Raw genomic sequence first — 12,957 nt, forward strand, 5'->3', positions numbered from 1 at the left:
AGGGCAAAAACGATATTCATTTAAAAAATGTTGTTATCACTCAATATATGTCAGCTAAATACACCAAATGCATGGGAATTACGTCATAATATAACTTAGATTGATTAAAGATAGATTTTGATTAAAGGAGCGTTGAATGCCACGTAAAAAAGAGGTCGTTAGTGGAACTTTCGTTAAATACGACGCGGTAGTTCTCGGTTCAGGCCCAGCTGGTGAAGGCGCAGCAATGAAACTTGCCAAATCAGGCAAGCGTGTTGCAATCATTGATATGCGTGAGCAGTTAGGCGGTAACTGTACTCATGTAGGTACTATTCCAAGTAAAGCATTACGTCAAACAGTATCGAGCATTTTACGTTACCAACGTGACCCAATGTTCCAGAAAGTGGGCGACTGGAAACAGTTCACCATGAAACAAGTATTGCGTAATGCACATAAAGTGATTCAGCAACAGGTTGAAACGCATTCGCGTTTTTACGATCGCAATAAAATTGATATTTATCATGGTCGTGCATACATCCAGGATAAAAATACAGTACTGATTTTCAGTGATGATGGTATTAAAGAAACTATTGTTTTCCAACAGTTGGTGATTGCGACAGGTTCGCGTCCGTACCGTCCAGCAGCGCTTGATTTTAATCATCCACGTGTATTTGATTCAGACAAAATTTTGGATCTTGATTTTTCAATCCAGAAAATCATCATTTATGGTGCAGGTGTCATTGGTTGTGAATATGCGTCAATCTTCATTGGTCTGGACCATAAAGTTGATTTGATCAATACACAGCACAAATTACTCAGCTATTTAGATGACGAAATTTCTGATGCCTTGTCTTACCGTTTGCGTGAACAGGGGGTATTGATCCGTCATAACGAACAACTGGATCATCTTGAAACCTTCGATGATCACGTGGTGATGCATTTACAAAGTGGTAAGAAAATTAAAGCGGATGCCATTTTATGGTGTAACGGCCGTTCGGGTAATACTGATGGTTTAGGCCTTGAGAATGTGGGTATTCAACCCAACAGTCGTGGTCAGTTAACCGTAAATGATCAATACCAGACTGAAGTAGAAAACATCTACGCTGCCGGTGACGTGATTGGCTGGCCATCACTTGCTTCTGCTGCTTATGACCAAGGTCGTTGTGCAGGTTCAAACATGAGCGGTGAACATGTTGCACCGGTTAAGGATATTCCGACAGGTATTTATACCATTCCGGAAATTTCATCGATTGGTAAGACTGAACAAGAATTGACTGAAGATAAAATTCCTTACGAAGTAGGGCAAGCATCTTTCCGTCATTTGGCGCGTGCACAAATTACCGGTGACACCGTGGGTGAATTGAAGATTCTATTCCATCGTGACACGCTGGAAATTTTGGGTGTCCATTGTTTCGGTAACAATGCTTCAGAAATTATTCACATTGGTCAAGCGGTGATGAATAGTGGTCACAACACGATTAAATACTTTGTTGAAACCACCTTTAACTATCCGACCATGGCGGAAGCGTACCGCGTAGCAACATTGAATGGTATGAACCGTTTATTCTAAGCTTGATTTAAGTCTTAGATTGAAAAACCCGTAAGCGAAGGCTTACGGGTTTTTTATGCACAGAATAATGTGAAATTTTGACAAGGATAAAATGAGCATTCTGAAGTAGAGTTCATCTTTAGATTTCATCAAATCTGTAGGCTGTATTTTTTGCGATAACCATTTGGGCAATTAACTCATTCCAGTTTTCTGAGTTGTTGAATGTGAATGAGAACATCCATAAATTTTTAATGTTTTTTACTCATTTCAGAGAGTAACTCGAGTTGTATTTCTTGTATTTCAGCCAGTCTATCCCACTGATGCATTAAAAGATGATCTAATTTTTCATGCAAATGTTGAATTTCCAGCTCGGCTTTTAAGTTAATTTGATAATCATTTTGTGAACGCAATCTATCTTTTGCTTCTTGTCTATTTTGGCTCATCATAATCACCGGTGCTTGAATAGCCGCTATACAGGACAGGATTAAATTTAACAGGATAAAAGGATAAGGATCAGCAGGATGTGAGATCATAACCACAGTATTCACAATAATCCAGATGGCTAAAAAAATAGCAAAACAAATCAGAAAGGCCCAACTTCCACCAAAAGATGCAATTTTATCTGCCAGTCTTTCGCCAAAAGTCCAGTTTTGGTCTAGTTTGGTTTCAACATTTTTTGTGATGAGTTCATGCTGTTGCATGCTGTTAATCACTTCATACTCAAGATCAGTCACTTCACCTTTTTCAGACTTTAACAATGAATGAACATACTGAATTCGATACTTGGTTAAATCTGCCTGACAAATATAACTATGAGGTGACCATTCTGGAAAATCCTGTGAAATGGCTTCTGTAATGACTTTGCGTACTGTACCCATCGGGATGAGACTTTTTATCGGGAAATGTTTTCCACAAACTATACATTTATAAGATGCATTTTTTTCATTCATGATCGTGCTCTTTTCTAATAATTCTGAAATTATTGGATAAATACCATCGACTATATTTTAACCGTATTTGGGGTTTTTCACTGCTTATATTATTAATTTTCTTTACGCTTAATATTGGATTCAGCAAGTTGCCGATAAGACGGTTTAGTCATTTTTGCAGCAGGGAGATAAATTCATTCAAAAATGAAATCATATCCAGTGAAGCTTTAATTTTGGCAAAATTTTTGGAATGATGTTTTTATGTAAAATATCTCTAATAGCAGTCATTTATTGCACTTCATTTCCACCAATTTTTATCGTGATTACCTTTGGACTGATTGTGGTCTAACTCACCATCCATAAATAATGGTTACAGTTTCAAAACTAAGGTATAGATGCACCACTAAGCAACCAGACAAGTGAGAGTTACGATGCGAAGTTTGCTGGAATATTGAATTGAGCAATTTAAATTGTGAGATGGGCAGAACAAAAAATTTGAACATCTTGAATCTTAGTTATTGTTATTTCAAGATGTTCAAAACTGGGTATTTTTATTATTTTTTTATTGTTTTTATTTAAGCAATCCTTAGAAAGGACGACCTCCTGCAAGACTGATGCGTTTCAATAAACGGCGTTGATCGGAAGGGAAAGGGCGTCGTGAATGTAGCGTGACTTGATTGTCCCAGAATACGATATCACCTTGTTCCCATTGATGTTCATAGCGGAATTCAGGTTTTAAGATATGTTCACGTAATGAAGCGATTAATTCACTCCCTGCTTGATCATCATAATTCACCAATTCCACTTCACTTCGTGTATTCAGCCAAAGTGCTTTGCGACCACTTTCCGGATGCGTGCGTACCAAAGGATGTGGATAAGCATGCCCAATAATCGGTTGATCTTTAAAACGGTATAAAGGACTTGTGCCATAGCCATTGGTGTCATTGTCTTGAACCTGTTGTCGACGGACAAATGGGTTGTAGGTGATCAGTTGCAACTCATCAATATGTTTTTGAGTATCACGGTCTAAAGCCTCATAAGCCTTAATGGTATTGAACCATGAGGTTTGACCGCCACCTTCCGGAAGTTCAATGGCATAGAGTAATGAACCGAAAGAGGGTTGCGGTGTCCATTGGTGATCGGCATGTGGTGAAAGTTCACCATGACCGGTGTAATCACCTTGACCGACGGCATTAGATACAGGAACGACATCGGGTGGCGTGCCAGTATCCGATTGTGTTGCAAGTACTGGATTGTCTGCACTTGGGCGGAAAATAGAGCCAAAATAACTGGTGAAAGCCAAGTACTGTAAATCATCTAAACTTTGTTTTTTGAAAATTAAAATCAAGTGTTCAGCCAAAGCTTGTTTTAAACGATAAATCGTTTCACCGGCTTGCGCTTTACGGGCATCTAAACCAAAAACGACTGCACCTAATGCTTCACCTTGTAAGGGGATAATGCTGATTTCTTCTGGATTTTGAAATTGTTCTGCTTGATGCCAACGCGGTGCATCATGAATGGCTTGTGATAGTTGGGTGAGGCTGGTCATTTTGTTCTCAAATTATTTTGCTGTGAGAAAAATTTAATCAAAAATGACCAGAATACAAAATCAAAAGAAATGCTAAACTTATGAAATAACAACGAAAAATTATTAAATTTATGATTATTAAACTTTTAATATAAACAGCAAAATAAAGCAGTTTTTTTGCTGTTTAAGTGCTGATTTTTAAGCATTAATGTGGGCAGAACGCTTGATTGAAATATTCAAACAGTTGCGGTGTTTTGAACTACAATAGAATCGCTAAACTAAGTAATCCAATCACAGCCAAGGCAATCATGGTTTTTAATCCAAGTAGAGAATCAGTCATGAATCACAGCCTCCTCATTGACGAAGAAATGCACCACTATACCCAATACACTCAGTAGGATCGAAAACATCCACACCATATTGTAGTTGCCAGTCATGTCGTGATTGACACCACCGAGCCATCCGCCAAAAAATGAACCGACTTGATGGGTAAAAAATACGATGCCACTGAGCATGGAGAGATATTTAACCCCAAACATATTGGCCACAATGCCATTGGTGAGGGGTACGGTAGAGAGCCACAGTAATCCCATAATCACACCAAAGGCATAAATTGTCCATGTGGTTAAAGGCAGTGCTAAAAAGCCAATAATCGCTATACCACGCAGGCCATATAAACCCATCAATAATCGGGGCTTGGAATATTTTCCACCCAGCCAGCCTGCGCTATATGTTCCGACAATATTAAATAAACCGACTAAAGCGAGGAAAATGGTGCCTGTGGTGGCATTGAATCCGTGATCAATCAGATAACCCGGTAAATGAATCCCAATAAATACCACTTGGAAGCCACAGACAAGAAAGCCTAAGGCTAAGAACCAAAACGGGGTATGGTTTTTGGCAATCACCAAGATTTGTTTAAAGCTTAAAGCGGGCTTGTCGGCAAGGGAAGATGCGTTGGGAGCGGCATACATCGGTGCTTTTAACATCCATGCCAATGGAATAATCAGTGCAATGAAAATGGCACTGACCACCAAGGCTGCTGACCAACCAATGTTTTGTAAAAGCAGCAAGGTAGATGGCAACATGATGAATTGCCCAAAAGAGCCTGCGGCACTGGCAATCCCCATTGCAAGGCTGCGCTTTTCAGGATGTGCGGCACGTCCCACAGCAGAAAGTAATACCGGGAACGAGGTCGCAGATAGGGCTAAACCTAAGATTAAACCCACGCTTAAATTTAGCATTAAGCCTGTGGAGCTGACTGCCATAAGCAATAAACCGATGCTGTATAAAGCACCTCCGACAGCAACCACAATTTTACTGCCATATTTATCTGCAAACGCACCCGTGATGGGTTGTACGGCACCCCAGATTAGGTTTTGCATTGCAATAGCAAGACTAAAGACATTATGTCCCCAACCAAACTCATGACTCATGGGTACAAGATATAAACCAAAGGCATGACGCACACCCAGAGACAACGCCAGAATCAGCGCACTTCCAATTAACATGTATATAAGAGGTTTGGAAAAACGTGTATCTGACATAATTCATCCATGTTGCGATTGCGATGTCGCTATGTTATTCGATTTTGAAAAGGGAAACGATTCAATAAAACTTAAACAAACGATAAAATTAAGTTATAGAAATTTTTATGAAATCAAAAAAAGACGACTTTAAGCCGTCATTTTTTCTCACTAAAAACTTAGAAGCGAATACCCACACCTGCATAAGCCAATAATGGGTTGATTTCAATATCGGCTTTAGAGCGGATTAATTCACCATGGGTCGCATCTGTCACGGTAATCGTGGTTTCATTTTTCATGTGAGCATAGGAGACTGAACCGACCGCAAACCACTTGTCATTAAAGTCATAAGTAAAACCAAGCGTTGCGATAGGAGCAAGCGCATCGGTTGCTTCTAGCTTAACTTGAGGATTGGCTTTGCTCAGTTTTCCCTCTAGAGAAGCGCCGGCATTGCCTTCCTTAATATTGGTAATCATATGACCCGCCGCAATTAAATCTTGTTCGGTGCGTGGATTGATTTCCAACTCGTTAAAATAAGCATACATGACACCTAAGCCTACATAAGGGCGGAATTTATTCACACCCGTTTTACCAAAGTGATATTGAAATTCAAAGGCAGGTGTCCAGGCACGTGCTGTAGCAGCAGGACCATTGGCTTCTAAATCAGTAATAAAAATATCGTTTTGCAGATCAATATTCAGAAACTCTAACGGTAACTTGCCAATTTGTGGTGTTGCTATAGCAGAGAAGGGTGCATAAATTTTGCCTTTACCTTGTAAGTCGACTTTAGGGGGAATGCCCGCTTTCATTTCAAAGGAAACATGATCGGTAAAGAAATAATTGGTCATAATGCCGAGTGTAGTGACATCATCTGCTTCTAAACCGGTTCCCGGATTATTCCATTCCTCTAAACCTTGAATCTTTGAGCTACCACTGAGTCCACTGCCTAGTTTTCCATCCGTAAAAAATCCTAATCCTTCCAATGCTACTGCAAGAGCTTTTTGATTCACATTCGGATTGAGATTGTTCAATACGGTATCGACTTGAATATCACCATTTTTGGAAACTTCACCATTTTTAACAGCAGTATTGACTTGGAAGGGTTGAGCTTTACCTTGAGGCATGACATGTAGTGCACCAACAGAAACAGAAAAGCGTTTAAATCCATCACCATCTTTTAGACTAAAATAGGGTGAATCGGCATGACTGATTGCAGGTAGAGCAGCAAGAGACGACATAATACAAAGTAGCGACTTTTTCATTCAGGGACTCCATGTCCATTTTACGTTTATAAGTTTTTTTCTAATTTTAATTATATGGTTGAAAAATCACCTGACTGTTACTTAAAAATATAAATCTAGTTGTGTTCCTGTAATAATTTTGATTATTTGTTATCAATAACATAGAGAAAAATAATTTTTTGTAAGTTGGTTTTTTTTGCTCATTGGGAAAGTTGTTAGGAGTTTATATGAAAAATAATGAAGCAAATATTTATATATTTTTAACGTATTTTGATCCGTTGTTTAAATCTGATGTAGTGATATAAACCACGATACAGGTGCTATTGAAGTGTTGGGCATACACTGAATAGAAGCGATGATATGAACGATCTGAAATCCGATCTCGCACTCGAGTGCATTTTTCCGTACAATATGTCTCAGAAATCCTTGAGTGAATCACATGAGCACCCAAAATACTCCCAAGAAAAAACCATTGGTTAATTTGCCGTTCCCGATTAAAAAAGAGAATGAGCAAAATGCGGATGAAGTGTTAGAAGAGCTGCGTCCACGTCCACAGCGTTATGCTGATCGTACCTGGATGCCACCTCGCGGTACACGCCGTTCGATGGGAAAGCGCTAAGCTTGCAAAGAAAAAACCATGGTCATACCATGGTTTTTTTTATTTAAGTAATGCGATACATGTTGCTTGATTAAATATTATTAAACGTTGGTTTTCTTCTATTGTGGTTCAGATAATAATTTCTTTTATCCTGATACATGGCCATGTCAGCCCGTTTTAGCATGTCTTCCATGCGTTCATCGAGATGATTGGTTGCATAACCAATGGACAGGCTAATCGGTTGATTGGAATAAAACTGATTATCTACTAATAAAAGTTCTTGCAGACTTTGTAAACAGTTTTGTAGCGCTGCTTCATCAGCACCCGGCAACAATATGACAAACTCGTCGCCACCAATCCGGCAGGCAGAATACAGGGTTTGCTGAACCACCTGGTTTAATACATTGCCCATACGTTGTAATAAACTATCACCTGCATCATGACCTAACTGATCATTGAGTTCTTTTAATCCATTTATATCGATAAAAATACAGGATACAGGACGCTGCCTATTGCGTTGTAAGCGATTTAATTCAGTTGTATAAAAAGAACGGTTATACAGTTTGGTCAGCACGTCGTGCTTGCCTAAATATTCCAGATACTTTTCAGCTTTTTTACGCGCGGTGATATCCGTGAGTGCAACCTGAACCATTCCCCAATTATCCAGGTAATCGGGGAAGACTGTAAATTGCAGGAGTACGTGGCGGATGCTGCCGTCAAGGGCATAATTCACGGCTTCACGCTGATGATGAATATTGCCATTCCAAAGCTCGATTAATTGCTCTCGAAAGGTTTGAGTCATTTCTTGGGCAAAAACTTTATGCATATTTTTAAATAAAACGTCTTTATTCGGTGCCCCAAATAATTCCAGTGTTGCCTGATTGACATCAATAATCAAAATCTCTTTGATGCACTCATACACGAAATCATTATGTACATCTAAAAAGGTGCTGAAATCTTCAATACCTAAATCACGTAATTGATCTAATTTAATTTTGATCCGGCTAAAATCTTCCACCCAAAGTGAGGTTGGTGAATAAATAAAGCGTGCTTCCGCGAGATGTCGGCTTCTTTCTTCAAGACGGCAGGCTTCGGTATAAGAAGTAATATCTTCAGTCGTAATTAAAAGTAAGGATAAATCGTGTTCATGTTGTGGCAGTACAATGCCTTTGAGCTGGATATCCAGACGTTTACCACTCAGGGTATAGTTCACCGCGGAATTGGAAAACTGGGTTTCGCCATGCCATAAGGCAAGCAGTTCCTTGACATGGGTTTTGCTCATGTCTTCTTTAAAGACTAAATCAAGATTTTGATATAAATGTTCAAAGTCCTTGGCTTGATACAGTTCCAGAGTTTTAGAATTTACTTTTAATAATTTAATTTTTCTTGCACATTCAAGTATTCGAGCTTCATCTTGTTGTAGAAAATCTAACAGATCTTGGACACCCTGTTCACGCCAAATATCAAATTGTTTTTTGACTTCACTATAGTCTTCAAGCCACATTGCAATGGGAGATAGTTCAAAAAAGGGAGAATCCAACATTTCCATTCCAGAAGCTCAGCATTTTTATTTAAATTTAAGAATGCAGTATAGAATGAAAAAAATGATTTTAAAATAACGTGATAGGTAAAATAATATTTTTTATTAATAACGATTGAATCACAAAAATATAAAATCCTAGTATTAAAAAAGCCAATTCAAGAATTGGCTTTTATTAGCTGGAATTAAAAATTAGCGATTTTTTCTGCGGGCTTTATTTTCAGGCTTGGGTGCAGGAATCTCTCGTTCGCCTAGCCAAACGTCAATAAAATCTTTTTCATTAATATTGTACAGTTCAAGTAAAGCTAAGATCACGCCGCCAAACATCATCGGGCCTTCAGAGTTACTTTGCCATTCAAATATTTTGCCATTTAGAACATGTAAAATATCTGAAATTTCAAAACTACGATCACGGCCATTGCTATCGGTTGGGTAGATTTGCGTATTTAAAATAATTCTTGCGGCACTTTTTTCATTTTCAGATAAATCTAGGCCGGTAACAACATCATCGTCACGTGTTGAAAAAATCACATCATCATTAAAAACTGTTCTTAAGAAATGACGGGTCAGCTTGGGTAAGGCTCTTTCTACAAAAGGACGGAATGAACTTGGGAAAATCACATTATGTGAAATACCCTTAAACATGGGCGCAATTTCTTCGGTTTTGTAGCCTGCAATCCCACAACCAATTGAGGTGATGAAATAGGTCATCTTGGGATGATTTTTGGTGTAAATCTTGAAATCATCAATATAGTGCTGAATTTGTGACAAGGGCATTTGTTGCAAATGCTCATTCATGGTCGGAATGGCATAGCTTTGACCTGACCAGCCGCGACCGACACCTGTCATCGCACCAAAGTGCTCAAGCGCAGTACGTGCAGCTCCACCTGCGTGCTGTCCTGCCATATTGCTGCCAAAAACAAACACAGTATCTTCAGGTAAGCTTTTTATAATATTTTCATCGTGATAGTGATATGACATAGGCGAATACAATCGTGATGGTCTTTCATTCATGTTGCAATTGAAATAGCAGATGGTCAAGTGAAAGATCAGGATTTTTAAAATTAGAATAAAAGATAGCGTCTTTACTGAGTACAAAGATGATTTTGCAAGAAAAGAGGCTTTGCAAAAATTTTATCTAAACTGATGTGATTTGATAAATGCATTTAAATAAGAAGATCAACCTATAGTAAATTTACTGAATCAGCAAAATATAGAAATATAGGGGTGCTGATGTTGCATGTTGGTTTTTAGCCCTCATACTATGGATGTTATGTCGTTGAAGATGGATACTATGCAGGATAGTCAGCAACCTTTTGAATTAGTGACCAGCTATCAACCCGCTGGTGATCAGCCGCAAGCCATTGAAAAACTGGTCAGTGGGATTGAAAAAGGCTATCACGATCAGTTGCTATTAGGGGTAACAGGTTCGGGGAAAACCTATACCATGGCCAATGTGATTGCTCGGACACAACGTCCAACGATTGTCATGGCGCACAATAAAACCTTGGCTGCACAGCTGTATGGCGAATTTAAGTCATTTTTCCCGAATAATGCAGTTGAATATTTTGTCAGTTATTACGACTACTATCAGCCAGAAGCATATGTTCCATCTTCCGATACCTTTATCGAAAAAGATTCTGCCATTAATGATCATATTGACCAGATGCGCCTTTCAGCAACGCGCTCATTATTAGAACGTCGCGATGCCATTATTGTGGCTTCAGTGTCAGCCATTTATGGTCTGGGTGACCCGAATGCCTATATGAGCATGTTGCTGCATATTGTGCAGGGCGATCGAATCAGTCGAGATGACATTATCCGTCGTCTGGTCGAGATGCAATATAGCCGAAATGAACTTGAATTCTTGCGCGGGACCTATCGTATTCGCGGTGAAATTATGGATATTTTCCCGGCCGAATCCGATCAAGATGCAATTCGTATCGAACTGTTTGACGATGAAGTCGATTCCATTCGCTGGTTTGATCCATTAACCGGGAAGATGGTGCGCAAAGTACCGCGTGTCACGATTTATCCAAAAAGTCACTATGTCACACCAAAAGACAACTTGCAGCGTGCCATCGGCACCATTCGTGAAGAACTGAAAGAGCGTTTAGTCTTCTTTCGCGAGCATGACAAATTGCTTGAAGCGCAACGTATCGAACAGCGTACCCGTTATGACTTGGAAATGATGCAGCAGTTGGGCTATACCAACGGTATTGAAAACTATTCACGTCATTTGTCAGGTCGTCCATCGGGTGAAGCACCGCCGACATTATTCGACTATATTCCTGATGATGCTTTATTGATTATTGATGAATCGCATGTCACCGTTCCGCAAATTGGTGCGATGTATAAAGGTGACCGTTCACGTAAAGAAAACCTGGTCAATTATGGTTTCCGTTTACCGAGTGCTCTGGATAACCGTCCAATGCAATTTGAAGAATGGCAGCGCATTGTTCCGACCACCATTTATGTCAGTGCAACACCGGCAAAATATGAGCTGGAAAGATCAGAGCAAATTGCCGAGCAGGTGGTTCGTCCAACTGGTCTGATCGATCCTGAAATTGAAGTTCGTCCAGTATTAACGCAAGTTGATGACGTGCTTTCAGAAATCAATCTGCGTAAAGATATAGATGAACGTGTCTTGGTCACCACACTCACCAAGCGTATGGCGGAAGATTTAACTTCTTATTTAAAAGAATACGGGATAAAAGTCGCTTATTTGCATTCGGATATCGATACCGTAGAACGGGTCAAGATTATTCATGACTTGCGTTCGGGTGTGCATGATGTACTCGTCGGCATTAACCTGTTACGTGAAGGTCTGGATATGCCAGAAGTATCTTTGGTGGCGATTTTAGATGCAGATAAAGAGGGCTTCTTGCGTTCTGAACGCTCACTGATTCAGACTATTGGTCGTGCAGCACGTAATGTGAAAGGTAAAGCGATTTTGTATGCTGACCGTATCACCGATTCCATGCGAAAAGCCATTGATGAAACTGACCGACGTCGTGCCAAGCAGATCGAGTTTAATACACTACATGGCATTACACCGCGCAGTACCAAACGTCAAAACAATAAAGATATTGATACCGGCGAAGTACTGACTGATGATCAAATTGATGAAAATATCTCGGATCAAGCACGTGCTTTAAGTGCAGATGAACGCCATATTCTGGCCGATCCTAAGTTGCTGGCCAAGCACATGTCCAAACTGGAAAAAGAGATGTTGAAAGCATCGAAAGAATTACAGTTTGAACAAGCGGCACGACTGCGTGATGAGATTGTTCGTTTAAAAGCACAGATGCTAAGTTAGCTAGATAAGTAATTTTTTACTGCAAAATCATTACATAACACTACAGTATCACTCAGTTGGAATGGTTATTTTTAAATGGATATTCATTTTTATAAATCTTAAATTTTGACTGAAAAGGTAGCTTTATGACAACGAATGATCTTCCTAAAGCCGGCTTTAAACTGGCTAAGATTGCTGTCGGTGGAGTCGTGCTCATTGGCTTGGGTATGGCCACCATGGCTTATGCAAAAAACAAGCCCTTACACACCGTTGAAAAAGTTGAATTGGATAAGTATCTCGGTGTTTGGTATGAAGTTGCCCGTAAGCCGATGTACTTCCAAAATAAGTGTGATCGTGATGTCTCTGCCACTTATACCTTGAATGAAAATGGCAATATTGGGGTGGATAACCGTTGCTATACTAAAGATGGACAATTAAACCAGTCTGTCGGTGAGGCGTTTATTCAAAATGCGCCATTTAATACCAAGTTGAAAGTCAGCTTTTTACCGGAATCTGTTCGCTGGTTGCCGGTAGGCCGTGGAGATTACTGGGTTCTAAAAATTGACGATGCTTATCAAACGGTATTGGTTGGTGAGCCACGTCGCAGATATCTTTGGGTGCTGTCTCGTTCAGCACAACCGGATCAAGCTGTAGTAAAAGAATATCTGGATTATGCCCAATCGATAGGTTATGACATTGGTGATGTGATTCATACTAAACAAACCCAAAAATAATCTTAAATGATTGATGGATAAAACCATGCTTCGGC

Annotated in this window: 10 protein-coding genes; 4 read left to right on the plus strand and 6 right to left on the minus strand. The window is 39.6% G+C overall.

What is annotated here, in order from left to right:
- The first annotated feature begins 136 nt into the window (after positions 1 to 136).
- Positions 137 to 1,549, plus strand: coding sequence for a Si-specific NAD(P)(+) transhydrogenase (sthA, locus tag B9T23_RS13325; RefSeq protein ID WP_067725027.1), 1,413 nt, complete (start codon positions 137 to 139; stop codon positions 1,547 to 1,549).
- Positions 1,550 to 1,776: 227 nt separating this feature from the next.
- Here the strand turns inward: sthA and B9T23_RS13330 are convergent, their stop codons facing one another.
- The 4 genes from B9T23_RS13330 to B9T23_RS13345 form a co-directional block, all read right to left on the minus strand.
- The gene (locus B9T23_RS13330; RefSeq protein ID WP_067725029.1) at positions 1,777 to 2,478 is read right to left on the minus strand and encodes a DUF1003 domain-containing protein; all 702 of its coding nucleotides are present in this window, start codon (positions 2,476 to 2,478) and stop codon (positions 1,777 to 1,779) included.
- A 565-nt stretch (positions 2,479 to 3,043) separates the two neighbouring features.
- Positions 3,044 to 4,006, minus strand: coding sequence for a TauD/TfdA dioxygenase family protein (locus B9T23_RS13335; RefSeq protein ID WP_067725031.1), 963 nt, complete (start codon positions 4,004 to 4,006; stop codon positions 3,044 to 3,046).
- 311 nt (positions 4,007 to 4,317) lie between these two features.
- Positions 4,318 to 5,532, minus strand: coding sequence for an MFS transporter (locus tag B9T23_RS13340; protein WP_086194462.1), 1,215 nt, complete (start codon positions 5,530 to 5,532; stop codon positions 4,318 to 4,320).
- A 158-nt stretch (positions 5,533 to 5,690) separates the two neighbouring features.
- Positions 5,691 to 6,773, minus strand: coding sequence for an OmpW/AlkL family protein (locus B9T23_RS13345; RefSeq protein ID WP_086194463.1), 1,083 nt, complete (start codon positions 6,771 to 6,773; stop codon positions 5,691 to 5,693).
- 418 nt (positions 6,774 to 7,191) lie between these two features.
- Between B9T23_RS13345 and B9T23_RS13350 the strand changes: the two genes are divergently transcribed.
- Positions 7,192 to 7,371 carry a hypothetical protein gene (locus tag B9T23_RS13350; protein WP_067725036.1) on the plus strand — a complete coding sequence of 60 codons (180 nt, stop codon included), beginning with the start codon at positions 7,192 to 7,194 and terminating at the stop codon, positions 7,369 to 7,371.
- Positions 7,372 to 7,441: 70 nt separating this feature from the next.
- On the opposite strand, the gene B9T23_RS13355 is transcribed toward B9T23_RS13350, so the two are convergent.
- Together B9T23_RS13355 and B9T23_RS13360 are read right to left on the minus strand one after the other, a co-directional pair.
- Positions 7,442 to 8,899 carry a sensor domain-containing diguanylate cyclase gene (locus B9T23_RS13355; protein WP_086194464.1) on the minus strand — a complete coding sequence of 486 codons (1,458 nt, stop codon included), beginning with the start codon at positions 8,897 to 8,899 and terminating at the stop codon, positions 7,442 to 7,444.
- Between the two features lie 183 nt (positions 8,900 to 9,082).
- Entirely contained in the window at positions 9,083 to 9,871 is a 789-nt protein-coding gene (locus B9T23_RS13360) for an A1S_2505 family phage non-structural protein (protein ID WP_086194465.1), read from the minus strand.
- A gap of 313 nt (positions 9,872 to 10,184) precedes the next feature.
- Between B9T23_RS13360 and uvrB the strand changes: the two genes are divergently transcribed.
- Positions 10,185 to 12,209 carry an excinuclease ABC subunit UvrB gene (gene uvrB / locus B9T23_RS13365; protein ID WP_086194466.1) on the plus strand — a complete coding sequence of 675 codons (2,025 nt, stop codon included), beginning with the start codon at positions 10,185 to 10,187 and terminating at the stop codon, positions 12,207 to 12,209.
- Positions 12,210 to 12,334: 125 nt separating this feature from the next.
- Positions 12,335 to 12,922 (plus strand): lipocalin family protein, encoded by a 588-nt coding sequence (locus tag B9T23_RS13370; protein ID WP_086194467.1) that lies wholly within the window; start codon positions 12,335 to 12,337, stop codon positions 12,920 to 12,922.
- The last annotated feature ends 35 nt before the right edge of the window (positions 12,923 to 12,957 follow it).

It is taken from the genome of Acinetobacter terrae, assembly GCF_002135195.1.
Taxonomy (GTDB): domain Bacteria; phylum Pseudomonadota; class Gammaproteobacteria; order Pseudomonadales; family Moraxellaceae; genus Acinetobacter; species Acinetobacter terrae.